Below are 26,372 nucleotides of genomic sequence, written 5' to 3' on the forward strand. Positions count from 1 at the left end.
AAGGACCCCTTCCCGTGGACACACCAGTGTGGGGCCAAGCTAGCAACCCCGCCCGGGAGAGTCCCGGCTATGCCCGTCATCGAGGGCTTGCCACGCGTGGAACACAAGGCGAGGAGGGACATGACGGCCGGAACCGCCCTGCGGTCACTCATCGGACCGCCCGGACGGCCCGGCATCTCACCCTCTTGTCTCCGCTGACTCCGACGAGCGGTGGCAGACTCTGGATCTGCACCGCCTGCTCGTGCCCGAACCGTCCGTCGCCCCAGCTCAGTGCGTCAGCTTGGGCGGCGCGTCGCACTTCGCCTTCTTGTGCGCGGCCAGCGCGGCATCCCTGGCGAGGGTGATCAGTCCCTCCCGCAGTTGACCGCCGTCGGCGGTACCGGGCTGTTTGAGGTCTACGACCACGCTCAGATGCCGGCCGGCACCGCGGGCGACACAGGGAAGGTAAATGGCGGCGACCTTGTCCGACGCGACCGCCTTGTCGCCGGCGCCGAACGGTTTCACCGTGCCGGCCGGCCCATTGTTCTCGACCACGTCCTTCACCCACTCCTCGGCCTTGTCGTACTGCGCCATCTCGGCGGTGACGGCGACGAGTTGCTTCCCGTCGCCGTCGACGAAGCAGGACGCGTAGTAGCTGGAGTCCATGTCGTCGAGACGCGGGTCGGTCACGGCGCCGTCGAACGTGTAGGAGGACTTGTCCGGCAGGACGCGCTTCAGTGCGGCGGCGCTGCTGGACGAGCGGCCCAGCGTCCCGCACACCTCGGATGCCTTGATCTCGCCCACCTTGTCCTCGAAGGGCGGCAGCCCCAGCGCGTACAGGGCACCCAGGACGATGCAGAGCAGCAGCGCCGCTCCCCCGGCGAGCAGGGATTTCGTACGAGTCGATGCCAACGTCTCAGTCTTCCGTGTCGAGTTGCCTGGGGATGCCCTCGCCGTCGAGGTACTTGTGCACCTTGGTCCCGGCGGTGTCGAATCCGTCCTCCGCGGCCGTGGCCACCGAAGCCTCGATCAACGGGTAGCGGTGGCCGGAATTCTCTCCTGCCTTCTGGGCGGCGAGTTCCACCAGCTTGTAGGTGGAGTCGGACGTCTCCTCGAAGCTTTCCCCGTTGCGGTAGATGATCTCGCCGGAGCTGTCCTGCATGGCTCCTTCGGTGATCTTGCCGATGATCTCATCGGCCGCCGTGCCGGCCACGTCACCGATGATGGCACCGCCGGGACCGGTCATCGGCTCCGTCGCCATGCCGATGCCGATGCCGACGGCCGTGCCGCCCCAGCTCCCGGCCCTCTCGATCGCGGCGTTGTAGTCGGCGTCCTTCGCGCCACCCTCCAGTTCGGCCTGGTACGCGCGGCCGGCACCGATGATGCCCTCGATCTCACCCGCTTTACGGGCGATCTGTTCGGTCCCCTGTTTCAGGTTGTCGGCCTGGGAGAAGGCCGGGTCCTTCACGTACTGCCCCGGATGCTCGAAGTGGTGCTGCATCAGCTGCGCCGTGTAGCTGTGCTGACCGAGGTTGACCGCGGCGTAGCCTTCGGGATTCTGGCCGACCGTGTACAGGAAACGGGTGATGTCCCGTTCGTTGAGCGTGGCCACCGTGCCTGCCACGGGAAACAACGTCTTCTCGCTGGCGTCACCCGCGTGGAGTTCCCGATGGATGTCCGGCATGTACTCGGCGGCGATCTGGCCCATGCTGTCCGACATGTAGCCGCGGCCGGTCAGCCGCTTGGGGTCCTCCGACACCGAGTGGAAGATGTCCTCCACGAGCTTCGCCTGCCCCGCGTTGTGCGGAGGGGTGTCCGCCGTGGGCATCTCGCCGGCCGGGTGTCCCGTCGTGGCGGCTTCCAGGGCCAGCGCCAGGTTGTTCTGGCCCGTGACGATCCCGTCCCCGTGGAGGTTCGTCTCCTCGGGCCAGTCCCGCTCCTCGAACAGGTACTGGAAGTTCGACAGCGACACCTTGCCCTTCTTGCCGTTGCCGTCGGTGTCCCGCTCGAAGGGGTTGTCCGGGTCGTCCTTGGAGACGTACTGCTGGTTGAGGAAGTCGGTGGCCGCGTCGGGGCTGTTGGACAGGCCCTTGAGGTAGCCGGTGAGCGGGTCGTTGCCGCTGTCGTCGCCGATCCGGTTCAACCAGGCACTGCCGCCCATGTGCTGCCATATCGGGTTCCGGTGGCCGCCGGTGCCGGTCATCTTCCGCTCGGTGACCATCAGTGCGGTTCCGTAGTCCTTGAGGAACCGGTCGTCGTAGTCACCGGTCCGCATGAGGTTGCTCATGACCTGGAAGCCCATGGGGCCGCCCCGGTCGCCGTAGAGCGGCTTGTCCCCGATGTCGATCATGTTGCGCTTCCACTCGGTCATGCCCGCGGAGTCGCTCTGCGTGGCATGGGCGAGCGTGAGGCCCAGGTTGCGCTGAAGGTCGTCGAACTGGTCGAGGCGCTTGTGTCCCAGCTCGTAGTTGCCCCTGTTGGGATCGCTGATCCCGGTCCAGAACTCCAGGGTCTTCTGCGGGCCGAGGCCGGTGGTGAAGCGCTCGGCGAACAGCGGGTCGTTCGCGTACTTCTTCAGCCCCGCGTCGATCCGGTCGAAGTCCTCCACGGACAGGTCGTCCGGATCCTTCTTGGCGAGCTTCGCCAGCTCGTCGGCTTCCTTGACGGCATCCGCCGCGGTGTCCCGGTCCTTGTAGTTCGCGTCGGAGAAGCCCATCGCGCTCTGGTCGACGATCGCGGTGAGGACGTCCTTGGCGGTGTTGTCGCTCTCGGTGGCCTTGCTGAGGATGCCCTGGATCTCGTCGCGGAAGGCGTCGGCGTCCTTCTGGTTCGTCGCGCTCGTGTTGCCGCTGGGATCGGAGTTCCAGTCGGGCCGGGTGTCGCCCGTGACCGTGAACGTGCCGTTTCCCGTGTCGGCCACGGTCAGATGCTTGTCGTGTGCGCGGGAGACGGCGCCCGTCAGCTGCTCGTGGTACGTCTTCAGCTCGTCCCTGGTGTCCCGCAGGATGTTGTGGATGGTGGTGGCCTGCGTGTGGGCGTCGCCGAACTCACCGGCGGTCCTGCCGATGAACTCCCTGGAGACCTGTGCGTTCACGCCGACCCAGTCGGCCGTGAGGGCAGCCTTGTGCAGGTCGTCCTCGGCGTCCTTCTTCAGGTCGGCCAGGTGCTTGACGAGCGTCGACCAGTCGGCGACGGCGTCGTCGAGCAGCTTGAAGTTGGCGTGGAACAGCGCGTTGAAATCCATGCGGGTGTCGTCATCCTCTGGAATAGCGGTGGCAGCCGGTGCGGAGAGAGGTCTCGTCGCGTCCTCCCGGCGCCGCTACTCCTTCTTCTCGTCCTTCTCCCCGTAGATGGAGTTCTTCTTGCCCGGCGCCCCGACCCGCTCGTCGAACCCGGCGTCCAGCGCGTCGATGCTGCTCATCTGCCGCTGGATGTAGTGCTCGTCGTTCGCGTGCACGGCCTTGGTGGTCTGCATGTGGTTGGAAATCTGGGCGCAGGCGTCCATCAGCGACTTCAGCTGCTCCTCCCAGCGGGTCGAGACATGCTGGAGTCCGGCGCCCAGGGCGAAGCCCTGCTGGGAGAGGTCGCCGGCCGCGGAGTCGCTGCTGGGGGTGGCCACGCGGGCCTTGTCCCAGAGCTGGTTGTAGAGACGGTGGGCGGCGCTGCCGATCTTCTCCAGGTCCTGGTGACCCACCTTGAGGTCACCGGTCTTGCCGGGGAGGACGTAAGGGCCGTACGTGCCGCCGCCCCCGTCGACATGGTTGAGCTGCATGTGCGCCTGCTGCCCCGCAGCGGCCCGCGTCTTGAGCTGTTCCCACTCGTCCCATGCCATGGAAAGGCCCTTTCCCCCGTGACCACGTCGCTGCGGGTCAAGCTAGCAACCGCTGCCGGGGAAAATTTGTGCCATGTCCGCTATGCGGGATCTGTCAGGCGTGAAAATTCGGCGGAGGCGCGTCGGCGTACCGCCCGGCGTGCTCCTGTGAAGCTTCTGCGCAGACGGTGATCCCCATCTGTCGTGATTGACCGCCTTGTCGGTCTCTGGCGGTCATGACCAGGCCACTTCGGGACGCCTTCGCAACTGAACCGTCGCAGAGTTCAGTTGGCCGCGATTTGCACAATGACTACAGTGGTCGGTGATAGATCGGGGGCGTGACTCTGTCGTCCCCTCGGTCCGTCCAGTTCTACGAACGGGGAAACGGGGAAGGGGTCGCGGTGGGCGACGGTGGCGGCTCGGGCATGAGGCGCGGCATCGATGCGCTGTCGAAGTTCAAGAGGAAAGTGGACGACGCGCTGAAGGCCTTCGAGGGGGCTCCGGGCAGTCCGTCCAGGCTCGCGGAACACACCCTCAGCCCCAGCTCCTTCAGCGGCTCGAACATCCCCTTCCACGAGGCGACCGAGCTGCACGGCAGGTACGAGCAGGTGCATGAGCGTCTCACCTCGCTGTCGAAGAACCTGAGCATGCAGATCGAGGCGCTGACGCTGGCGGCCCACGCGGCCGACGTCACGTACGACGGTACGGAGGACGAGGTCCGGCGCCGGTTCTGGGAGATCCGCGCGCACCTCGCAGCCGAACACCGCAAGGCGCAGCCCGAGGAGAAGCACACCCACGACGAGCCTGCCGGGGCTCAGCACGTCGGCGGGGCCAAGTCCGTGGAGGGCGGGTTCTGATGAGCGACAACTGGCAGCAGAAGCCCGAGTACAAGAACGACGTCCAGCAGGCCAACGAGCAGGTCGGCGCGGTCAACACGCTCAGCCGGTTCCAGAACGCGTTCAAGGGGACGCCGATCGGAGCGGTACTGTCCCTCGGCAGGACCGACTTCGAGGACCACGAACTCAACGCGATGATCGACCTGGTCCACCACTCCAACCCGGAGCACCTGGAGACGGCCAGCAAGGCACTGTGGGATGCCCGTACGGCCATCCACGACGCGGCGACGGACCTGGAGACCCACCTCCGCGGCGTCGACTGGCAGGGCGAGGGCGCGGACAGCTTCCACACGTGGACCTCGGGCCTCATCGACTGGACCAAGGGACTCGCGACCTTCGCCGACGTCGCCGCGACCGAGATCTCGGCCGCCGCGACGGGGCTGGCCTCCGTACGCAAGTCCATGCCGCCCCGTGACACCCGGCCCGCGAGCGAGCAGAAGCGCCCCACGCAGCTGCCCAAGACCAAGCAGGTCGACGGCAACCCGGACTACGCCGCCGCGCTCGCGGTGGAGAAGAACCGGCAAGAGGCGATCAACCAGGTGAACCGGTTGGCGTCGTTCTACGCGGTGTCCGCGACCGCGCTGGGGACGGCTCTGGCCAGCGATCCGAAGCCGTACAGTCCGATTCCGGATGTGGGTGTGCCCAAGCCGGTGGGGCGTGAGAGGGACCCTGGGCGGGTCGGCTCGAATTCGTCCACTCCAGCCGCTCTGCGAGGCGGTGCGGCAGCAAGACACGGAGGTGCGCCGGAAGCGCATCACGTCACGGCTACCGTTCACGGCACTCCTACCGTGCACGGAACAGAGATCGGCGGCCACGTACCGCCCCTCAAGGAAGTCCCCGAGCCCACCGCACCCTCCGGGCACGATGTCGGCACGGAGATCAACACCACGACGACGCTGCCTCCGCAGACACCCGCCACGCCGCCCAGCTCCCCGGCGCCTACTCTGCCGACAACCGCTGGGGGCGGTGGGCAGATGCCGCTGCCTCCGGGGCCGATGGCGCCTCCCGTAGCGCAGGCCTCCGGTCGTACCCCCGGCTACGGGCCGACCAGCCGGTTCCCGGTCTCCTCGCAGGGGCGCACCGGCCCTTCGGGCACCGGAAGCGGTCGAGTGCCGCAGGGACCCGCGGGACAGACGGGACGTTCCGGCGGGGGCGGCCGAGCCTCGCAGGGCCCGATGGGACAGGCAGCTCGAGCCATGGGTCGTACGACCCCGACGGGTCAGCCGGGTGCACGAGGGGCCGCTCAGTCCGGGCGCGCACCGATGGGACGCGGTGTCACCGGCGGAACGCCGAGGCCGGCCAACACGTCCAACGGGCGAGCCGGGACAGCCGGTCCCACCGGTGCGGCGCGCAACGGTGTCGTGGGCGGCAAACCGGTCACAGGCCGTACCTCCGGAGGGACGGCTAATCCCCGTGTGCCGCGCGGTACGGTCATCGGCGCTGAAGAACCGGTCACCAACAAGCCCTCGAAGGGTGCTCTCGGTCAGCGAGGGGTCGTCGGTACCCCCACGGCGAAGGCGGAACCCGGCGCGAACCAGGCGGTGCTGCGCTCGGCAGGCAACCCAGAGGGTGCGATCGGCGCACCCCGCAACACTGCCGGGTCCCCACCCAAGGGTTCCGAGGCCGGCGACAAGGGGCTCGGTCGTGGAGCGGTGGGCGGCCGCCAGGGCGCGGGCGACAAGCCCGGTCGTACTGGTGGGCCTGCCGAGAAGGAAGAGCACCGCTCGTCGCGGCAGCGGCGTGATGTGCCCCGGACGAGCGACTGATCACGAGCGAGGACGTAGACAGGCATGAAGCCAGGGACCGGCCGACGCGGCATGGGGACTGCCCTGCTGACGAGGCGTAACGCGATACGGCTGTCCGCCGTGTGCTCCGTACTGGGCACGCTGGTCATCACGTCGGCAGGACTGGCCCCCGGAGCCGTGGCCTCGGACGACGTTCAGTCCAAGCAGTGGTATCTGGATGCGATGCACGCGGACGAGATGTGGAAGCACAGCACCGGCAAGGGGGTGAAGGTCGCTGTGGTCGACACCGGAGTCAATACCCAGACCTCATCCCTCAAGGGTCAAGTGCTTGTCGACGAGGTGCCGAAAGTCGCGAAGTACCACGTCACTCAGGATTACGACGGACACGGCACAACGATGGCCGAAATCATTGCCGGCACTGGAGCCGGTGGCGGCATCAAGGGCCTTGCTCCCGGGGCAAAGATCATCCCGATCCGTATCGGACTCGACCAGTTGAAGGATCAAGACGAGCGGCTGAAGTCCCTGACCTCCCCGGAGGCGATCAAGGCGGCTGCCGACAGCGATGCCAAAATCATCAACATGTCGTTCGGAAGCGAGTACTACGAGGGTGAGGAGGAGGACGCCGTCAAGTACGCGGCCTCCAAGGGCAAGTTGCTTTTCGCCTCTATCGGTAATGGCGGAGACAAGGGAAACAAGCGCGAGTATCCGTCGAGCGATCCTTATGTCACCGGCGTAGCCGCAGTCGACAAGGCGGGAACGGTCGGCAACTTCTCCACGTACGGCAACTACGTGGACCTGTCGGCGCCCGGCCTCAATGTCCCCGGCTGGTGCGACACCACGTTCACCAAGTACTGCGATACGAAGGGCACCAGCAACGCCTCCGCCATAGCCTCCGCCTCCGCCGCCCTCGTCTGGTCCGCTCATCCCGACTGGACGGCCAACCAGGTTCTCCGGTCCCTCATCGACACCGCCGGGCGTACGTGGCCGAAGGGCAAGCCCAGCAAGTACCTCGGCTACGGCATCATGCGTCCGCGCATGGTGCTGGCGGACAAGAACTTCGATCCCGGCCCGGCCAACAGGGACCCCTTGGCCGCCGAGAACGGAACGGCCCCGGACGAGGACATCACGGCCACCAAGAGCCCCGCGGCGTCGCCGTCCGCCAAGACGCCGGCCAAGGACACCGGTTCCTCCGGCGGCCCCACGTCCGCCGCCGCGAAGGACGCCGGCTCCGGCAGCGACAACACCCAGACCTGGGTGATCATCGGCGCCGTAGCAGCCGTACTGGTCATCGCAGGCGCCGGTCTCGCCGTGATGCGCGCACGCCGTAACGCCTGAGCGGTCTCCCGTATACCTGCTCATTCGCCGAGTGAGCAGGAGGACCACTTGCCGACAGCGCTGACGCCTGACTCAAGACGCAGCGCCCGGCAAGGTCAGCCCACGAAGAAAGGCATGGAAATGGCGACGCAGCGCCAGAAGGTAAGTGACAAGGACATTGTTGTCCTCGAAAAGGAGCTTCTGCACCGTTTCGAGGGCATCAAGGGTCAGCTCAAGGAGCTCCAGGCCCTGATCGACAGCCTCGAGGGCAACTGGAAGGGCATCGGCGCCGGTGCCTTCAACTCGAAGCAGACCGAGATCAACGAGCGCATGGTCAAGATCGGCAACATCCTCGCCAAGTTCATCGAGGCCATGAGCACCACTCGGAAGATCAAGGACGGCACGGAGGACGAAGTCCGCTCGCAGGTCCAGAGCATCGACGTCGACCTCGGTGGCGCGCACTCGGCGCTGTCCAGCTACTGATCCCCACCAGGCCACCACCCTTCAGCAACGGAGCAATCATGGGCGTCAACAACAGCGGCGAGCTGGAAGTTACCTACGGCAGCCTCGACGAGACCGCCACCCAGCTGGCCAACCACGCGCGGCGGCTGGAAGAGGGCCTCGAGGCCATCAAGCAGAAGGTCGCCGGCGTCGCCAGCATGTGGGAGGGCGAGGCCCACAACGCGTACACCGAGCAGCAGGCCGCCTGGGACCGCGAGGCCAAGGGCATCCACGAGGCCCTGGTCCAGATCGGCAAGGTCGTGCACGCGGCCGGCGGTGACTACCAGGGCGGCGACCGGAAGGCCGCCAGCTACTTCATGTAGGTCGGTCATAACGGCCGGCACGGCACGGCAACAGGGTGGGCACGCACGGGAGGTGCCCACCCTTTGTCATGCCCGGCCGTACTCGGCCACGCGAGCCATGCAGGGCGCGAAGGCCCCCGTCCCCGCGTCAGTACTCCACGTCCACCAACCCGGTCTGCACCAACGGCTTCCCCCGCTTGCGGGACACGAAGACGCCGCGTCCCGCGGGCATCGGGCGGGGCCGGACGCCGTTGAGGATGTCGCCCTCCGCCGGGTCGCCGGCCAGGACGACCCCCTGGGCGCCGAGTTCCTTCATACGCTGCATGAACGGCTCGTAGGAGGCGCGGCCGGCGCCCGCGGAGGAGCGGGCGATGATGAAGCGGACGCCGACGTCGCGGGCGAAGGGCAGCATCTCCGTGAGGCCGCTGAGCGGGTTGCCGGTGGAGTTCGAGACGAGGTCGTAGTCGTCGATGACGACGAAGACCTGGGGGCCGCGCCACCAGCTGCGGTCCCGCAGCTGCTGCGGCGTGACGTCGGCGGTGGGGGTGCGGCGCTGCATGAGGTCGGCCAGGGCCACCATGTGGTGCTCCATCTGGCTGGACATCGGAATGTACTCCGCGAGGTGGGACGCCGGTGTGACGTCCAGGAGCGAGCGCCGGTTGTCCACCACGAAGAACTTCGCCTCGTCGCCGCCGTACCGCAGGGTGAGCTGCTTGATCAGCAGGCGCAGCAGGTTGGACTTGCCGGACTCGCTCTCGCCGAAGACGAGGAAGAACGGGTCCTGCTCGAAGTCGAGGAACACCGGTTCCAGGTTCTCCTCGTCGAGCGCGAAGGCGATGCCGCGCTGCGGGAAACGGTCGCCGGAGGGCAGTTCGACGGCCTCCAGTTGGCGCGGCAGCAGCCGTACCTCGGGGGCGCCCGGCGCCTGCCAGTGGCGGCCGACCTCGGTCGTGAGCGCGGCCGTGGCCTCGGCCAGGTCCGTGTCGGAGGTGAGGCCGTCGATGCGCGGGACCGCCGCCATGAAGTGCAGCTTCTGCGGGGACAGACCGCGGCCGGGGACGCCCGCGGGGACGTTCACCGCGACCTTGCGGTCGATCTCCGAGTCCATGACGTCGCCGAGGCGCAGCTCCAGCCGGTTCATGAGGTGGTCCTTGAGGTTGGCCCGGACCTCCATCGAGCGTGACGCCGTGATGATCACGTGGATGCCGTAGCCGAGGCCGCGGGCGGCGATGTCCAGGACCGCCGTCTCCAGGGCCTCGTAGTCCGCGCGGAAGTTGCCCCAGCCGTCGATGACCAGGAAGACGTCGCCCCACGGCTGGTCGGTCACCGAGATGTCGCCGCGGGCGCGCCGGGCGCGGTAGTCGGCGATCGAGGCGATGCCGGCCGTGCGGAAGTACTCCTCGCGGCGGGTGAGGACGCCGTACACCTCGGAGACCGTACGGCGGACCCGCTCCGGGTCCAGGCGCGAGGCGATGCCGCCGACGTGCGGCAGACCGCCGACCGCGGCCATGCCGCCGCCACCGAAGTCGAGGCCGTAGAACTGCACCTCGTACGGTGTGTGGGTGAGCGCGAAGGAGCAGATCAGGGAGCGCAGCAGCGTGGACTTGCCGGACTGGGGGCCGCCGACGATCTGCATGTGGCCGGCCGCGCCCGAGAAGTCGAGCATCAGCCGGTCGCGGCGCTGCTCGTACGGCTTGTCGACGAGGCCGGCGGGGACGACCAGCCGGCCAGCGCCCTCGTAGCCGGGCTGGGTCAGGCCGCGGCCCTGTACCGCCGCCAGGCCCGGCAGCAGCGCGTCCAGCGACGGCGGGCTCTCCAGCGGGGGCAGCCACACCTGGTGCGCGGCCGGGCCCTGGGCCTCCAGGCGACGCACGATCACGTCGAGGACGGTGTCGGCCAGCGCCTCGTCCACCACGGCCTCGGAGTGCGTGCGCTGCTGCGGGAGCGCGGTGTAGCGGACGGGCACCTCGGTGGCCGTGAACAGCACCGGCCGCCGGTCGACGGGCAGTTGTCCGCCGGTCAGGGTGGTGCGCTGGGTGCCCGAGCGGTACACACCGGAGACGTACGCCGCCTTGAAGCGGACCATCTCGTCCGTGCCGTACTTCAGGAAGCCGGAACCGGGCACGTTGGGGAGTTCGTAAGCGTCGGGGACGCCGAGCGCGGCGCGGGACTCGGCCGCGGAGAAGGTGCGCAGACCGATCCGGTACGACAGATAGGTCTCGAGGCCGCGGAGCCGGCCCTCCTCCAGACGCTGCGAGGCGAGCAGCAGGTGCACGCCCAGGGATCGGCCGATGCGGCCGATCTGCACGAACATCTCGATGAAGTCGGGCTTGGCGGTCAGCAGTTCGCTGAACTCGTCGATGACCAGGACCAGGGAGGGGATCGGCTGGAGCGGGGCGCCCGCCGCGCGTGCCTTCTCGTAGTCGTGGATGTTGGCGTAGTTGCCGGCGTCGCGCAGCAGTTCCTGGCGGCGGTTGAGTTCGCCGCGGATGGAGTCGCCCATGCGGTCGACCAGGGTCAGGTCGTCGGCGAGGTTGGTGATCACGGCCGCCACGTGCGGCATCTGCGCCATGCCGGCGAAGGTCGCGCCGCCCTTGAAGTCCGCGAGGACGAAGTTCAGGGTCTCCGAGGAGTGGGTGACCGCGAGGCCCAGTACGAGTGTGCGCAGCAGCTCCGACTTGCCGGAACCGGTGGCGCCGACGCACAGGCCGTGCGGGCCCATGCCCTCCTGCGCGGCCTCCTTCAGGTCCAGCATGACGGGCCTGCCGTCCGGGCCGACGCCGATCGGCACCCGCAGCCGTTCCGCGAGCGCGCGCGGTCGCCAGGTGCGCTTGGTGTCGACGGACGCGGCGTCGCCGAGACCCAGCAGGTCGGTGAACTCCAGGTTGGCGAGCAGCGGTTCGTCGTCGTCGCCGCCCGACGCCATCCGCAGCGGCGCGAGTTGCCGGGCCAGCGCTTCGGCCGACTCGTAGGAGAGGGCGTCAGGGGTGCCGTCGTAGACCTCGCCGTGCCCGGACTCCAGGCGCAGCAGGCCGGGCTGCACGACGACGGACAGGTCGCCGCCCGCCGTCGTGAGGTCGCCGGGCACCACCTCGAGCACCGTGACGCCCTGGAGGCCCTCCGGGTTGGCGAGGACCGAGTCCGGCAGCAGGGACAGCTCGTCCAGGACGAGCACGATGTGCGGCTCGTCCAGCAGTGGTCCCGCGCCGGGGTGGAAGCGTGGCCGGCCGGTCAGCCGGGCGGCGAGCAGGTCCTCCAGCTCGCGCGGGTCGGCGCCGATCAGCCGGCGGGAGCCCGCGCCGTCCACGGCACCGGGCGTCTGTACGTGCGGCAGCCACTTCGCCCAGTCCCAGTGCGGCAGGGCCTCGCGACCCGCGGCCACCGCGATGATCAGGTCCTGGGGGGAGTGCAGCGAGGCGAGCGAGCCGACCAGGGCGCGGGCCGAGGCCCGTACGGACTGCGGTTCACCGCTGACCGTGACGTGGGAGAAGGCGCGCAGCGACACGGCCATCGGCAGGTCGCCGACGCTGTGGTGCGCGGCGAGGAAACGCTGCATGGCACCGGCGGTCAACGGTTCCAGCTGTTCGACGGGCCCCGTCTCCGGGGCGACGAGCGGGGTCGCCAGCGGCTGCGGGCCCAGGCCGACGCGTACGTGCGCGAAGTCCTCGTCGCCGGGCCGCCGCTCCCACACCCGGCTGCCCTCGGCGACGAGCGCCCACAACTGCTCGGGGGAGGGGTGCAGGTAGTACTGCGCGTCCCGCTGGGCCTTCGCCGTCCGTACGGCGGCCCCCCGCGTCTGTGACAGATAGCTGAGGTAGTCGCGGCGCATGTCGGCCAGCTGGCCCTGGGAGCCGCGGCGGAAGCGGACCACCATCGCGATGGACATCCCCACCGTCGAGGCGATCATGATCATGCCCATGATCTTCATGAACGGCTGGCCGTTCGTGAAGAAGAACACCACCGAACCGCCCATGCCCAGCGTGGGCAGGAGCTGCATCAGCACGCTCTCCTGGTGCCCCCGCGGCAGTTCCGGCGGTGGCTGGACGACGACCTCTTCCGTGGGCACCTCGGACGGCAGCGCCCGGGGAGGGCGCTTCACGACAATCTGGCTCACCGCTCCACCAATTCCCTTGCCCGACCCAGGCATTCCGCACGCCACCCCGTGTCCGGCGAGCGCAGGCCGCCGCGTGATCCTACTGAGTTCACGGGACACGGGTGAGCGGTAGGGTGCCGGATGTTCGCGTGAGCACACGCCGAACAGGCCGGAGATACCGGGACGAACCCCTCGATCGAGGGGGGAGGCAGTCCCGGAACACCGCCGTACGGCACCCTTGCCGCCGCGTACGGAGCGGACCGGCACGGGACCTTCACGACATAGACGCACCACCACCACTGAGGGGGAGCAGCAGGTGAGCATGACGGCCGCCGCCACCGGCGGACCCGGGACGGGAGCCCCTTCCGGATCCGGCACCGGACTCGGCTTCTGCCGGGTCACCATCGTCGCGCCGGACAGCCGTATCGACGTGGCACTGCCCGACGACGTCCCGGTCGCCGACCTCTACCCCGAGATCCTCCGCCTGTCCCAGCAGAGCCCCACCGCGGGCGCCCCGGTCGGCTACCACCTGGTCCGCACCGGCGGCACCGTGCTGGACAGCGCCCGCTCCTTCGCCGCCCAGCGCATCCTCGACGGCGAACTCCTCACCCTCCGCCCGTTCGCGGACTCCCTGCCGCCGGCCGTCCACGACGACGTCGCCGAGGCCGTCGCCTCCTCCGTCACCAGGCAGCACAAGCTGTGGAGCGGTGACCTGACCCGGGCCGCCGGCCTGACCGGCGGCGGGGTCCTGCCCGCCCTGCTCGCGTTCGTCGCCTGGACCGCCGACCCGCTGCACGACATGCACGGCCTGGCCGGCATCCTCGCCGCCGTCACCGGCGTCCTGCTGGTGGTGCTCTCCGCGGTCCGCGCCCGCGTCTACGACGACCGCGGTTCGGCCGTCGCCCTCGGCCTCGGCGCCCTGCCCAACATCGGCGTCGCCGGCAGCGGCCTGCTGCCGCTGAGCGACGGCGAGGGCATCGGCAGGCTCCAGTTCCTGCTGGCGTGCGCGGCCGTCCTGGTCGCCGCACTGGTCCTCGCCCTGTGCGCGCCCCACGGCGACGGCCCCTTCGTCGCGTTCGTGTTCGCCTCGGCGATCGCCCTGGTCGCCGTCTTCGCCGCGACCGTCACCGGCTGGGCCCCGACCGAGACGGCCGCCCTGTGCGCGCCCGTCGCCGTCGGCGCCCTCGCCTTCCTGCCCGGCATGTCCATGCGCTTCGCCCGGCTGCCGATCGGCTTCGAGAACCCCAGCGGCGGCACCGCGCGCTCCGCCTACGGCGTCGAGACCGCCGCGCAGGAGCCCGTGGACACCGAGCGCATCGAGGCGCAGGCGCGGCGCGGCCACGAACTCCTCGTCGGCCTGGTCGGCGGCTGCGCGCTGCTCGCCGTCGGCGCCTCGGCCGTGCTCGGCTTCTCCGACGACGTCTGGGCCCAGCTGCTCGCGTGCGCCACCGGCATCGCGATGCTCATGCGCGCCGGGCTGTTCCGCTACACCGCCCAGGTCGCCTCCGTCCTCGCGGCCGGGCTCGCCTCCCTGGTCCTGCTGGGCCTCGGTCTCGCCCTGAACCCGCCGCAGCACGTCGTGCGCGCGGCGCTGGCCGGGAACCGCACCGACCTGGACATCCGCACCGTCTGGCTGATCGCGGTCATCGCGCTGGCCACGGCCCTGGTGACCGCGCTCGGCCTGCTCCTGCCGCGCGGCGGACCGACCCCCTTCTGGGGCCGCTTCCTGGAGATCTGCGAGGGCTTCGTCCTGCTGACGCTGATCCCGCTCGCCCTGGCCGTCTTCGACGTGTACGCGACGGCCCGGTCGATGACCAGCTCCTGACGGACGACCGCCGCACGCCGACCGCCGCCGGGCGGCAACCGCCGGACCCCGACCGACCCCCGCCCGGCCGCACGACCGCCGACCGCGGACCGTCGGACGGAACCGTCGTACGCAAGCGTCATACGACGACCGACGGCCGCCCGGCCGACTGCGCCGCTACGACCGTCGGACGCCGGCCCCGCCGCGGACCGCCGGACGGCAACCGTCGTACGCAAAGGTCATACGACGGCCGACCGCCGCACGGCCGACCGCGCCACCGACGGCCGACCGCAAGCCGCCGACCGCCGGCGCATCAGCGCGACCGACGGCACGGGCCCCGGCTCATGAGGAGCCGGGGCCCGGTCACCGCCCGGCCGTGCCGCTACTGCGCGTCCAGCCCGCCGTTGTGGGCCATGGGCGTCAGATCGAACTCCCCGTCCCGCGCTCCCAGCACGAACGCCCGCCACTCCGCCTCGGTGTAGCGCAGCACGGTGTCCGGGTCGAGGGAGGACCGCATCGCCACCGCGCCGCCGGGCAGGTACGCGATCTCCACCCGCTCCTCGTGCTCCTCCGTGCCCGGCGCGCAGTGCCACTCGGCACCGGAGATGTCGAGCCCGTACAGCTCGTCCCGCTCCCGCTCCTTGCGCGCCTTGATCTCCGCTTCCGTTTCCGCCATCGTGCAGCGCCCCCTTCCCGAGGTACGTACGGTCCGGGCGCTCACCCTAGTGGCCCAGACCCCTGCGCTCAGGAGGGTGAGCCGACCGGGCGGAGGAGGTCCTTCACGGGCTGGTACCCTGAGTGACGGCCGTTTGTGTACGCACCCCCGGAGCACGCAGGAATCCTGCGCCCTGGAGGCCGCGCCCAGCGGATCCCCGCTTGCCGAGTAACGGAAGCTCCCCCGCGATGCAGACCGGGGGCACTCGGTGGCAATCACAGACTATGAGGAGTACGCGTGTCGCTCGACGCCGCTACGAAGAAGCAGATCATCACCGAGTTCGGTACCAAGGAGGGCGACACCGGCTCCCCCGAGGTCCAGGTGGCCATGCTCTCCCGTCGGATCTCCGACCTGACGGAGCACCTCAAGACCCACAAGCACGACCACCACTCCCGCCGGGGTCTGCTGATCCTGGTCGGTCAGCGCCGTCGCCTGCTGCAGTACCTGGCGAAGAAGGACATCCAGCGCTTCCGTGCGCTGGTCGACCGCCTCGGCATCCGCCGCGGTGCGGCCGGCGCCAAGTAGGTCGCCATGAAGGGGGCGGTTCCCGGAACCCGGGACCGCTCCCTTTGCCGTATGCGGGGAATCGCTCCGCACCCGGCATACTTCGCCGCACGTGCGGAAACGTGCGGAGTGTCACCGACGCTTTGTAGTGTGGTAGCACAACGCAGTAACGCAGCACGAACGCAGTACGTACGACGACACAGAACGAGGAGAGGCGCACCGCGCCGCCGCCGGTCCTCGGTAGTGGCCCCCGGGGGGAAGCGAGCCCCGGGTGCTTCGATCGAAGACCGGCCCGCACCAGACGGCGCGCTTCTCCGCCACCGTCCCCCTGCCACACGGGCAGCCGAGGGACGAAAGACGACAAGTAACGGAGAAATCGCTAGTGGAGAACGAGACCCACTACGCCGAGGCCGTCATCGACAACGGCTCCTTCGGCACCCGCACCATCCGCTTCGAGACGGGCCGCCTGGCCAAGCAGGCCGCCGGCTCCGCCGTGGCGTACCTGGACGACGACACCATGGTGCTGTCGGCCACCACCGCCTCCAAGAACCCCAAGGACCAGCTCGACTTCTTCCCCCTGACGGTGGACGTCGAGGAGCGGATGTACGCCGCCGGCAAGATCCCCGGCAGCTTCTTCCGTCGTGAGGGCCGGCCCTCCGAGGACGCGATCCTCACCTGCCGCCTGATCGACCGCCCGCTGCGCCCGTCCTTCAAGAAGGGCCTGCGCAACGAGATCCAGGTCGTCGCCACGATCATGGCGCTCAACCCCGACCACCTGTACGACGTCGTGGCGATCAACGCCGCGTCCGCGTCCACGCAGCTGGCCGGCCTGCCCTTCTCCGGCCCGATCGGCGGCGTCCGCGTCGCGCTGATCCGCGGTCAGTGGGTCGCGTTCCCGACCCACACCGAGCTGGAGGACGCCGTCTTCGACATGGTCGTCGCCGGCCGCGTCCTGGAGGACGGCGACGTCGCGATCATGATGGTCGAGGCCGAGGCCACCGACAAGACCATCAAGCTGGTCGAGGGCGGCGCCGAGGCGCCCACCGAGGAGGTCGTCGCCTCCGGTCTGGACGCCGCGAAGCCCTTCATCAAGGTCCTCTGCCGCGCCCAGGCCGACCTCGCCGCCAAGGCCGCCAAGCCGACCGGCGAGTTCCCGGTCTTCCTGGACTACCAGGACGACGTCTTCGAGGCCCTGACCGCGGCCGTCCGCCCCGAGCTGGCCCAGGCGCTCACCATCGCCGGCAAGCAGGACCGCGAGGCCGAGCTGGACCGCGTCAAGGCGCTCGCCGCCGAGAAGCTCCTGCCGGAGTTCGAAGGCCGCGAGAAGGAGATCTCCGCCGCGTACCGCTCGCTCACCAAGCAGCTGGTCCGCGAGCGCGTGATCAAGGAGAAGAAGCGCATCGACGGCCGCGGTGTCACCGACATCCGCACGCTGGCCGCCGAGGTCGAGGCCATCCCGCGGGTGCACGGCTCCGCGCTGTTCGAGCGTGGCGAGACCCAGATCCTGGGCGTCACCACCCTCAACATGCTCCGCATGGAGCAGCAGCTGGACACCCTCTCCCCGGTGACCCGCAAGCGCTACATGCACAACTACAACTTCCCGCCGTACTCGGTCGGCGAGACCGGCCGTGTCGGCTCCCCGAAGCGCCGCGAGATCGGCCACGGCGCCCTCGCCGAGCGCGCCATCGTCCCGGTCCTGCCGACGCGCGAGGAGTTCCCCTACGCGATCCGCCAGGTGTCCGAGGCCCTCGGCTCCAACGGCTCGACGTCCATGGGCTCGGTCTGCGCCTCCACCATGTCGCTGCTGAACGCCGGTGTGCCGCTGAAGGCCCCGGTCGCCGGTATCGCCATGGGCCTGATCTCCCAGGAGATCAACGGCGAGACGCACTACGTCGCCCTCACCGACATCCTCGGTGCGGAGGACGCCTTCGGTGACATGGACTTCAAGGTCGCCGGCACCAAGGAGTTCGTGACCGCCCTCCAGCTCGACACCAAGCTGGACGGCATCCCCGCCTCCGTCCTGGCCGCGGCCCTCAAGCAGGCCCGCGACGCCCGTCTCCACATCCTCGACGTGATGATGGAGGCCATCGACCGGCCCGACGAGATGTCCCCGAACGCCCCGCGGATCATCACCGTCAAGATCCCGGTCGACAAGATCGGTGAGGTCATCGGCCCCAAGGGCAAGATGATCAACCAGATCCAGGAGGACACCGGCGCCGAGATCACGATCGAGGACGACGGCACCATCTACATCGGTGCCCAGGTCGGCTCGCAGGCCGAGGCCGCCCGCGCCACGATCAACGGCATCGCCAACCCGACCATGCCGGAGGTCGGCGAGCGCTACCTGGGTACGGTCGTCAAGACCACGACCTTCGGCGCGTTCGTGTCGCTGCTCCCGGGCAAGGACGGTCTGCTGCACATCTCGCAGATCCGCAAGCTCGCCGGCGGCAAGCGCGTGGAGAACGTCGAGGACGTCCTCGGCGTGGGCCAGAAGGTCCAGGTCGAGATCGCCGAGATCGACTCCCGCGGCAAGCTCTCCCTGATCCCCGTGATCGAGGGCGAGGAAGCGGACGAGACCGCGAAGGACGACGCCGACCAGTGACGTCCCGTAGCTCCAAGGCGACGGCCCGCACCTCTTCGGAGGCGCGGGCCGTCGCCCGTACCCAAACGCTCGTCAAGGGCGCGAACGGCATCGGCACGGTCCGCCGGACCACCCTCCCGGGCGGCCTGCGCATCGTCAGCGAGACCCTGCCCTCGGTGCGCTCCGCCACCTTCGGCATCTGGGCGCACGTCGGCTCCCGCGACGAGACCCCGGCCCTGAACGGCGCCACGCACTACCTGGAGCACCTGCTCTTCAAGGGCACCTCCCGGCGCAGCGCGCTCGACATCTCCTCGGCCGTCGACGCCGTCGGCGGCGAGATGAACGCGTTCACGGCGAAGGAGTACACGTGCTACTACGCGCGCGTGCTCGACACCGACCTGCCCCTCGCCATCGACGTCGTCTGCGACATGCTGACCGGGTCCCTGATCCGTGAGGAGGACGTCGACGTCGAGCGCGGCGCGATCCTCGAAGAGATCGCGATGACCGAGGACGATCCGGGCGACTGCGTGCACGACCTGTTCGCGCAGACCATGTTCGGCAACAACGCCCTCGGCCGCCCGGTCCTCGGCACCGTCGACACGGTCAACGCCCTCACCGCCGACCGCATCCGCCGCTTCTACCGCAAGCACTACGACCCCACCCACCTCGTGGTCGCCTGCGCCGGCAACGTCGACCACAACAAGGTCGTACGTCAGGTCCGCGCGGCCTTCGAGAAGGCGGGCGCCCTCGGGAACACGGACGTACGGCCCATCGCCCCCCGCGACGGCAGCCGGGCGATCCGCACCCACGGCAAGGTCGATGTGCTCGCCCGCAAGACCGAGCAGGCGCACGTCGTCCTCGGCATGCCGGGCCTCGCCCGCACCGACGACCGCCGCTGGGCCATGGGCGTGCTCAACACCGCTCTCGGCGGCGGCATGTCGTCCCGGCTGTTCCAGGAGGTCCGGGAGAAGCGCGGCCTCGCGTACAGCGTGTACTCCTACACCTCCGGCTTCGCCGACTGCGGACTGTTCGGCGTGTACGCCGGCTGCCGTCCCTCGCAGGTCCACGACGTGCTGCGGATCTGCCGGGACGAACTCGACCACGTCGCGGACAACGGGCTCTCCGACGACGAGATCACCCGCGCCGTCGGCCAGCTGCGGGGCTCCACCGTCCTGGGTCTGGAGGACACCGGCGCGCTGATGAACCGCATCGGCAAGAGCGAGCTGTGCTGGGGCGAGCAGATGTCCGTCGACGACATGCTGGCCAGCATCGCCGCGGTCACCCCGGACGAGGTCCGCTCGGTCGCCCGCGACATCCTGGGACAGCGTCCGTCGCTGTCGGTCATCGGCCCGCTGAAGGACAAGCAGGCCGCACGCCTGCACGATGCTGTCGCCTGACCCGTCCGTCCTCGGAATCGATAAGTCGGTAAGTCGGTAAGGAAGCGAAGATGAGCAAGCTGCGCGTGGCGGTCCTCGGTGCCCGGGGCCGGATCGGGTCCGAGGCGGTCAGGGCCGTCGAGGCCGCCGAGGACATGGAACTGGTCGCCGCCCTCGGCCGGGGCGACGAGCTCCGAACGCTGGTCGAAACCGGTGCCCAGGTCGCCGTCGAGCTGACCACCCCCGCCTCGGTCATGGACAACCTCGACTTCTGCGTGCGCCACGGCATCCACGCGGTCGTCGGTACCACCGGCTGGACCGAGGAGCGCCTCGCGCGGCTCCGCGACCAGCTCGCCGCATCCCCGGCGACCGGCGTGCTCATCGCGCCCAACTTCTCCATCGGCGCCGTCCTGACCATGAAGTTCGCGCAGATCGCCGCGCCGTACTTCGAGTCCGTCGAGGTGGTCGAACTGCACCACCCGAACAAGGTCGACGCCCCGAGCGGTACGGCCACCCGCACGGCCCAGCTCATCGCCGAGGCCCGCCGGGCGGCCGGCACGGCCCCGGCACCGGACGCCACCGTCACGGCCCTCGACGGCGCCCGGGGCGCGGACGTCGACGGCGTCCCGGTGCACGCCGTCCGGCTCCGCGGCCTCCTGGCCCACCAGGAGGTGCTGCTCGGCGCCGAGGGGGAGACCCTGACCGTCCGGCACGACTCCCTGCACCACAGCAGCTTCATGCCGGGCATCCTGCTCGGCGCGCGCCGCGTGGTGACCACTCCGGGCCTCACGTTCGGCCTGGAGCACTTCCTGGACCTGAGCTGAGCCATCCGTCATGCGCGCGAAGATCACCTACCTCGTCACGGCCGCCGTCCTGGTCTTCTACTTCCTCCTGGTCGGCAGCCGCGGCGTCATGCTCATCCAGTCCGGTACGCTCCTGACCGTCACGTTCGGCGTGGCGGTGCTGATCCTGCCGGTCATCGGCCTGTGGTTCCTGTGGAAGAACACCCAGTTCGTCCGCCGGGCCAACCGGCTAGCCGCCGAACTCGACGCCGAGGGCGGCCTGCCCGTCGACGAGCTGAAGCGCACGCCCAGCGGCCGGATCGACCGCGACTCGGCTGACGAGGTCTTCGCCCGGCGCAAGGCCGAGACGGAGGAGTCGCCCGACGACTGGCGCTGCTGGTTCCGCCTCGCCGTCGCCTACCACGACGCCCACGACACCCCACGGGCCAGAAAGGCGATGCAGCGCGCCATCGCCCTGCACGACGCCCGACCCGCCCGAACCTGACCCACCGTCCGCTCCCCGGCGGAGGGCTGAGGGCCCCGGGACGAACAGAGCGGCCGACGGCGGCCCGTGCCCGGCAGGCGGCTGACGTAGGAGCCGGCCCGGGAGCGGCTGGCCACGGACGTGACTCCGGGACCGGATGCCACCGATACGGGCCCGTCCGCGTCTGTTCCGCAGCGGGGGAGGGCCGAGGGCCCGGGACGGGCAGGGAGGCCGACGGCGGTCCGGAACCGGCAGGCGACTGATGTGGGAGCCGGCCCGGGAGCGGCTGGCCGCCGACACAACTCCGAGACCGGGTGTCGCCGGCACGGGGCCGCCCGCGTCCGCTCCCCAGCGGGGGAGGGCCTAGCCGGTCCGGGACCCGCAGGCCGCCGACGCGGCTCCGTGCCCGGATGCCGTACCTACGCCGAAGGGCCGGGCCGCGTTGCCGCGGGCCGGCCCTTCGATCTGCTGTGAGAAGGTCAGCCGCGCCGGTGCTCCGCGGCCCAGGCCTCCACCGTGTCCGCCGCCCGGTCGAAGGCCGCCGGACGGCCCAGGAAGTCCATGCCGTGCGTGGTGAGCAGCGGCGCCGGGCCCTCGGGACGCCGGTCCTCGCGTACGAGCACCAGCGCCTGTCCCTGCACCGTGCGCGGCAGCCCCAGCCAGCGCACCGGCTGCTGCGCCGTCCGCACGGCGACCACGCGCGACCACGGCACGGTCCGCGTCAGCACGAGACCGACCCGGCGCAGCCCGCGCCCGCTCACCCACACCCCCATGCGCAGCAGCCGCAGCGCGCCGGCGACGATCACCAGACCCGCGGCGAGGACCGCGCCGGCGGTGGACAGCGAGCCGACCGGTGCGATGAGGACGGCCGCGAACAGGACGAACGAGGCCAGCAGCAGGACCAGCGCGGCCCCGCCCACCCGCCAGGGGCCCGGCCGATAGGGGCGTCGCCAGCGGTCCGGATCGTCATACGGCAGCGCGCTCTCGGATGCCGTCTCGAAGGTGCGGTCGGCCGTCAGGAAGGGCAGGGGCACGGCTGGTCCTCACTCGGTCCTCGCGTGGACTGTCCCCGGTGAGATTATCCGGCCGTATTACTGCCCACCAGCCTTGAGCGTCCGTAAGGGTCAGCGACCCCCGGCCGGCTGCCCGTGGGACGCCTGGGACTGCTGAGCCGGTGCACCGGACGGCGTGGACAGCGCCGGCATCCCGATGATCAGGGCGCCCACCAGTCCGGCGACGATGGTCAGCCCCAGCAGCCAGCGCCCGGCCAGCTCGCCGACGGGCGCCCGCCGTCGGGGCGGGGGAGTGATATTGCTGCGGAACCTGTCCGCCTCGGCCAGGAAGGCGAAGGGTACGGGCTCGCGCCGACGGAACATCGCGGTTGCCTCTCCTCTCGGGTCGGGTCGAAAGTGCAGTCCTCACCGGTACAGACGAACGAGTGAGACAAAAGGTGCCCATGTCGGAAGAAGTCGCCGCCGCTTTCCCGGGGTGAGGTGCTGCTCCGGCCCCGGCGGGTGCCCCGTAAGGTGGGCGCGAACCACAGAAGTGAGGGAAGGACCCCAACCCCCGTGACCACCGAGTCGCTCACGTTCCGCAGTGACGTCACCGTCGAGCTGGTGAAGTCCAGCGCGTCGGACGCCGACGTCCTCTTCGCCGCCCGCGTCTCGACCGCCGGCGAGCAGTCCCTGGACGAGCTGAAGAAGGACCCCGAGCGCTCCAAGGGTCTGATCAACTACCTGCTCCGCGACCGGCACGGCAGCCCGTTCGAGCACAACTCGATGACGTTCTTCATCAGCGCCCCGATCTTCGTGTTCCGCGAGTTCATGCGGCACCGCGTCGGCTGGTCGTACAACGAGGAGTCCGGCCGCTACCGGGAGCTGGAGCCCGTCTTCTACGTCCCCGACAGCTCCCGCAAGCTGGTCCAGCAGGGCCGCCCGGGCAAGTACGTCTTCGTCGAGGGCACCCCGGGCCAGCACGAGAGCGTGAGCAGCACCCTGAAGGAGTCGTACGAGCAGGCGTACGCGGCCTACCAGAAGCTCCTCGCCGAGGGCGTCGCGCGCGAGGTGGCCCGCTCGGCCCTGCCGGTCGGCCTCTACTCCTCCATGTACGCCACCTGCAACGCCCGCTCCCTGATGCACTTCCTCGGGCTGCGCACCCAGCACGAGCTGGCCAAGGTGCCGTCCTTCCCGCAGCGGGAGATCGAGATGGTGGGCGAGAAGATGGAGGCGGAGTGGGCGCGGCTCATGCCGCTCACGTACGCGGCCTTCAACGCGAACGGCCGGGTGGCCCCGTGACGAAGCCCTGTTCGCCCACCCGGAACGGATGTACGGGTCAGCCGCGCGAGGTGTCCGTATTGCGGCATTTGTAGAAGTTCATTTAGCCTGATCAAACGGACCCGGCACTGCTTGAACCCCCGAGCAGGCAGTGCCGGGCTCCCTCTTTGTCCTGACTTTCCCCGGACCCCACGGGCACACCCCCCATCGACCACCGAGTAGCGTGTTACCCATGGCTCCGACCTCGACTCCGCAGACCCCCTTCGGGCGGGTCCTCACCGCCATGGTCACGCCCTTCGCGGCGGACGGCGCACTCGACCTCGACGGCGCGCAGCGGCTCGCCGCCCACCTGGTGGACGCAGGCAACGACGGCCTGATCATCAACGGCACCACCGGCGAGTCGCCCACGACCAGTGACGCGGAGAAATCGGACCTGGTACGAGCCGTGGTCGAGGCGGTCGGCGACCGCGCCCACGTCGTGGCCGGTGTCGGTACCAACGACACCCACCACAGCGTCGAGCTGGCCCGCCGAGCCGAGCGCGACGGCGCACACGGCCTGCTGGTCGTCACGCCGTACTACAACAAGCCCCCGCAGGAGGGCCTGTACCGGCACTTCACCACCGTCGCCGACGCGACCGGGCTGCCGGTCATGCTCTACGACATCCCCGGCCGCAGCGGCGTCCCGATCAGCACCGAGACCCTCGTCCGGCTCGCCGAGCACCCCCGGATCGTCGCCAACAAGGACGCCAAGGGCGACCTCGGCCGCGCCGGCTGGGCCATCGCGCGCTCGCGCCTCGCCTGGTACTCCGGTGACGACATGCTCAACCTCCCGCTGCTCTCCGTGGGCGCGGTCGGCTTCGTCTCGGTCGTCGGCCACCTGGTCACCCCCGACCTGCGCGCCCTCGTGGACGCCTACGTCTCCGGTGACGTCGTCAAGGCCACCGAGATCCACCAGAAGCTTCTCCCCGTCTACACGGGCATGTTCCGTACCCAGGGCGTCATGACCACCAAGGCCGCACTCGCCCTCCAGGGCCTGCCCGCCGGGCCGCTGCGCCTGCCCATGGTCGAGTGCTCGCCTGAGGAGATTGCCCAGCTCAAGAGCGATCTTGCTGCGGGCGGGGTACAGCTCTGACAACAGACTTGGCAGCACCCGGGCTTCACAACTGAAGAACAACAGAACGACGCGGGCCACCGGTGCCCGCGCCGCACAACGACAACTGCTTCCGCACGAACGTCATGCGCGCCACGTGCCCTACCGGTACGTGGCGCGCGTGGTGAGGAGAGTGTTTTGAGTCATCCGCATCCTGAACTCGGCTCGCCCCCGCCGCTGCCCCAGGGCGGCCTGCGGGTCACCCCGCTCGGTGGCCTCGGCGAGATCGGCCGGAACATGACCGTCTTCGAGTACGGCGGCCGTCTGCTGATCGTCGACTGCGGAGTGCTCTTCCCCGAGGAGGAGCAGCCCGGAATCGACCTGATCCTGCCGGACTTCTCGTCCATCCGGGACCGCCTCGACGACATCGAGGGCATCGTCCTCACGCACGGCCACGAGGACCACATCGGCGGCGTCCCCTTCCTGCTCCGCGAGAAGCCGGACATCCCGCTGATCGGCTCCAAGCTGACCCTCGCGCTGATCGAGGCCAAGCTCCAGGAGCACCGGATCCGCCCGTACACCCTGGAGGTGGCGGAGGGGAACCGCGAGCGCATCGGCCCCTTCGACTGCGAGTTCGTCGCCGTCAACCACTCCATCCCGGACGCCCTGGCGGTCGCCATCCGCACCCCCGCCGGCATGGTCGTCCACACCGGCGACTTCAAGATGGACCAGCTCCCGCTGGACAACCGGCTCACCGACCTGCACGCGTTCGCGCGGCTCAGCGAGGAGGGCATCGACCTGCTCCTCGCCGACTCGACGAACGCCGAGGTCCCGGGCTTCGTCCCGCCCGAGCGGGACATCTCCAACGTCCTGCGCACGGTCTTCGCCAATGCCAACAAGCGGATCATCGTGGCGAGCTTCGCCAGCCACGTCCACCGCATCCAGCAGATCCTGGACGCCGCCCACGAGTACGGCCGCCGGGTCGCCTTCGTCGGGCGCTCCATGGTCCGCAACATGGGAATCGCCCGCGACCTCGGCTATCTGAAGGTCCCGCCGGGCCTGGTGGTGGACGTCAGGACGCTGGACGACCTGCCCGACCACCAGGTGGTCCTGGTCTGCACGGGCTCCCAGGGCGAGCCGATGGCGGCCTTGTCCCGCATGGCCAACCGCGACCACCAGATCCGGATCGTCGACGGCGACACGGTGATTCTGGCGTCCTCGCTCATCCCCGGGAACGAGAACGCGGTCTACCGCGTGATCAACGGCCTGACCCGCTGGGGCGCCCACGTCGTCCACAAGGGCAACGCCAAGGTGCACGTCTCCGGCCACGCGTCCGCGGGCGAGCTGCTGTACTTCTACAACATCTGCCGCCCGAAGAACCTGATGCCGGTGCACGGCGAGTGGCGCCACCTGCGGGCCAACGCCGAACTGGGCGTGCTGACGGGTGTGCCCCACGACCGCATCGTCATCGCCGAGGACGGCGTGGTGGTCGACCTCGTCGGTGGCAAGGCCCGGATCTCCGGCAAGGTCCAGGCCGGATACGTCTACGTCGACGGCCTCTCGGTCGGTGACGTGGGGGAGCCGGCTCTGAAGGACCGCAAGATCCTCGGCGATGAGGGCATCATCTCGGTCTTCGTGGTCATGGACGCCTCCACCGGCAAGATCACCGGTGGCCCGCACGTCCAGGCCCGTGGCTCCGGCATCGACGACTCGGCGTTCATCGAGGTCCTGCCGAAGGTCACGGAGGTGCTGGAGCGGTCCGCCCAGGACGGCGTCGTGGAGCCTCACCAGCTCCAGCAGCTCATCCGCCGGACCCTTGGGAAGTGGGTCTCGGACAGATATCGCCGCAGGCCGATGATCCTGCCGGTGGTCGTGGAGGTCTGATCCTCGTCGGTGTACGCCCGGAGCGGGGCGCCTCGATTTGCATCGAGGCGCCCCGCTCCAGTACGTTTACGGCTCCGCCCGACCGGGAAGCCCGGCACTTCTGTGCCGGACGCGATGCCCGGAGCGGGTGGGAAATCCGGCTCAGAACTTCTGATAAAGTCGGAACCGCCGGAAAGGGAAACGCGGAAGCGGGAACCTGGAAAGCACCGAGGAAATCGGGTCGAGAAAAGATCTGATA

At 69.7% G+C, this 26,372-nt stretch carries 21 protein-coding genes; 14 read left to right on the forward strand and 7 right to left on the reverse strand.

What is annotated here, in order from left to right:
- Positions 1-267: 267 nt before the first annotated feature.
- From AB0F03_RS21400 to AB0F03_RS21410, 3 genes are all read right to left on the reverse strand, one after another.
- Positions 268-891 carry a hypothetical protein gene (locus tag AB0F03_RS21400; RefSeq protein ID WP_361994181.1) on the reverse strand — a complete coding sequence of 208 codons (624 nt, stop codon included), beginning with the start codon at positions 889-891 and terminating at the stop codon, positions 268-270.
- Positions 892-895: 4 nt separating this feature from the next.
- Positions 896-3,223, reverse strand: a complete 2,328-nt coding sequence (locus AB0F03_RS21405; RefSeq protein ID WP_361994183.1) for a hypothetical protein — start codon at positions 3,221-3,223, stop codon at positions 896-898.
- Between the two features lie 75 nt (positions 3,224-3,298).
- Positions 3,299-3,811 carry a hypothetical protein gene (locus AB0F03_RS21410; protein ID WP_361994186.1) on the reverse strand — a complete coding sequence of 171 codons (513 nt, stop codon included), beginning with the start codon at positions 3,809-3,811 and terminating at the stop codon, positions 3,299-3,301.
- Between the two features lie 404 nt (positions 3,812-4,215).
- Between AB0F03_RS21410 and AB0F03_RS21415 the strand changes: the two genes are divergently transcribed.
- The 5 genes from AB0F03_RS21415 to AB0F03_RS21435 all read left to right on the forward strand — a co-directional run bounded on the left by AB0F03_RS21415 (position 4,216) and on the right by AB0F03_RS21435 (position 8,569).
- A complete protein-coding gene (locus AB0F03_RS21415) occupies positions 4,216-4,647 on the forward strand; it encodes a hypothetical protein (protein ID WP_361994189.1) in 432 nt (143 codons plus the stop codon).
- Positions 4,647-6,452, forward strand: coding sequence for a hypothetical protein (locus AB0F03_RS21420; RefSeq protein WP_361994192.1), 1,806 nt, complete (start codon positions 4,647-4,649; stop codon positions 6,450-6,452). The genes AB0F03_RS21415 and AB0F03_RS21420 overlap by 1 nt, the downstream gene beginning before the upstream one ends.
- A 156-nt stretch (positions 6,453-6,608) precedes the next feature.
- Entirely contained in the window at positions 6,609-7,766 is a 1,158-nt protein-coding gene (locus tag AB0F03_RS21425; protein WP_361994231.1) for a S8 family serine peptidase, read from the forward strand.
- Between the two features lie 120 nt (positions 7,767-7,886).
- Positions 7,887-8,228 (forward strand): WXG100 family type VII secretion target, encoded by a 342-nt coding sequence (locus AB0F03_RS21430; RefSeq protein WP_356822556.1) that lies wholly within the window; start codon positions 7,887-7,889, stop codon positions 8,226-8,228.
- Between the two features lie 38 nt (positions 8,229-8,266).
- Positions 8,267-8,569 carry a WXG100 family type VII secretion target gene (locus tag AB0F03_RS21435; RefSeq protein WP_356822313.1) on the forward strand — a complete coding sequence of 101 codons (303 nt, stop codon included), beginning with the start codon at positions 8,267-8,269 and terminating at the stop codon, positions 8,567-8,569.
- Positions 8,570-8,696: 127 nt separating this feature from the next.
- Here AB0F03_RS21435 and eccCa read toward each other — a convergent pair whose 3' ends face one another.
- On the reverse strand, positions 8,697-12,662 hold the full coding sequence (gene eccCa / locus AB0F03_RS21440) for a type VII secretion protein EccCa (protein WP_361994195.1): 3,966 nt from the start codon (positions 12,660-12,662) through the stop codon (positions 8,697-8,699).
- Between the two features lie 301 nt (positions 12,663-12,963).
- Here eccCa and eccD point away from each other — a divergent pair, with 301 nt between their 5' ends.
- Entirely contained in the window at positions 12,964-14,466 is a 1,503-nt protein-coding gene (eccD, locus tag AB0F03_RS21445) for a type VII secretion integral membrane protein EccD (protein WP_361994234.1), read from the forward strand.
- A 361-nt stretch (positions 14,467-14,827) separates the two neighbouring features.
- On the opposite strand, the gene AB0F03_RS21450 is transcribed toward eccD, so the two are convergent.
- The gene (locus AB0F03_RS21450; RefSeq protein ID WP_361994198.1) at positions 14,828-15,121 is read right to left on the reverse strand and encodes a DUF397 domain-containing protein; all 294 of its coding nucleotides are present in this window, start codon (positions 15,119-15,121) and stop codon (positions 14,828-14,830) included.
- 276 nt (positions 15,122-15,397) lie between these two features.
- Between AB0F03_RS21450 and rpsO the strand changes: the two genes are divergently transcribed.
- The 5 genes from rpsO to AB0F03_RS21475 all read left to right on the forward strand — a co-directional run bounded on the left by rpsO (position 15,398) and on the right by AB0F03_RS21475 (position 20,908).
- Complete coding sequence (gene rpsO / locus AB0F03_RS21455) at positions 15,398-15,685, forward strand: 30S ribosomal protein S15 (protein WP_005479656.1); 288 nt, start codon at positions 15,398-15,400, stop codon at positions 15,683-15,685.
- Between the two features lie 361 nt (positions 15,686-16,046).
- Positions 16,047-18,266: a polyribonucleotide nucleotidyltransferase gene (locus AB0F03_RS21460; protein WP_361994200.1), complete on the forward strand. Its 2,220-nt coding sequence runs from the start codon at positions 16,047-16,049 to the stop codon at positions 18,264-18,266.
- Positions 18,263-19,642 (forward strand): pitrilysin family protein, encoded by a 1,380-nt coding sequence (locus tag AB0F03_RS21465; RefSeq protein WP_361994203.1) that lies wholly within the window; start codon positions 18,263-18,265, stop codon positions 19,640-19,642. The genes AB0F03_RS21460 and AB0F03_RS21465 overlap by 4 nt, the downstream gene beginning before the upstream one ends.
- A gap of 50 nt (positions 19,643-19,692) precedes the next feature.
- Positions 19,693-20,445, forward strand: coding sequence for a 4-hydroxy-tetrahydrodipicolinate reductase (dapB, locus tag AB0F03_RS21470; protein WP_361994206.1), 753 nt, complete (start codon positions 19,693-19,695; stop codon positions 20,443-20,445).
- Positions 20,446-20,455: 10 nt separating this feature from the next.
- Positions 20,456-20,908 carry a hypothetical protein gene (locus AB0F03_RS21475; protein WP_361994209.1) on the forward strand — a complete coding sequence of 151 codons (453 nt, stop codon included), beginning with the start codon at positions 20,456-20,458 and terminating at the stop codon, positions 20,906-20,908.
- 458 nt (positions 20,909-21,366) lie between these two features.
- On the opposite strand, the gene AB0F03_RS21480 is transcribed toward AB0F03_RS21475, so the two are convergent.
- Both AB0F03_RS21480 and AB0F03_RS21485 read right to left on the reverse strand, forming a co-directional pair.
- Complete coding sequence (locus AB0F03_RS21480) at positions 21,367-21,921, reverse strand: hypothetical protein (protein ID WP_361994212.1); 555 nt, start codon at positions 21,919-21,921, stop codon at positions 21,367-21,369.
- Between the two features lie 90 nt (positions 21,922-22,011).
- The gene (locus AB0F03_RS21485; RefSeq protein ID WP_361994215.1) at positions 22,012-22,263 is read right to left on the reverse strand and encodes a hypothetical protein; all 252 of its coding nucleotides are present in this window, start codon (positions 22,261-22,263) and stop codon (positions 22,012-22,014) included.
- 192 nt (positions 22,264-22,455) lie between these two features.
- On the opposite strand from AB0F03_RS21485, the gene thyX reads away from it, so the two are divergent.
- The 3 genes from thyX (at position 22,456) to AB0F03_RS21500 (ending at position 26,134) form a co-directional block, all read left to right on the forward strand.
- On the forward strand, positions 22,456-23,181 hold the full coding sequence (gene thyX / locus AB0F03_RS21490; RefSeq protein WP_361994217.1) for an FAD-dependent thymidylate synthase: 726 nt from the start codon (positions 22,456-22,458) through the stop codon (positions 23,179-23,181).
- A 211-nt stretch (positions 23,182-23,392) separates the two neighbouring features.
- The gene (dapA, locus tag AB0F03_RS21495; RefSeq protein WP_361994220.1) at positions 23,393-24,292 is read left to right on the forward strand and encodes a 4-hydroxy-tetrahydrodipicolinate synthase; all 900 of its coding nucleotides are present in this window, start codon (positions 23,393-23,395) and stop codon (positions 24,290-24,292) included.
- Between the two features lie 156 nt (positions 24,293-24,448).
- Positions 24,449-26,134, forward strand: a complete 1,686-nt coding sequence (locus AB0F03_RS21500) for a ribonuclease J (protein ID WP_361994222.1) — start codon at positions 24,449-24,451, stop codon at positions 26,132-26,134.
- Positions 26,135-26,372: the final 238 nt, after the last annotated feature.

Source organism: Streptomyces sp. NPDC028722, from assembly GCF_040637655.1.
GTDB lineage: Bacteria > Actinomycetota > Actinomycetes > Streptomycetales > Streptomycetaceae > Streptomyces.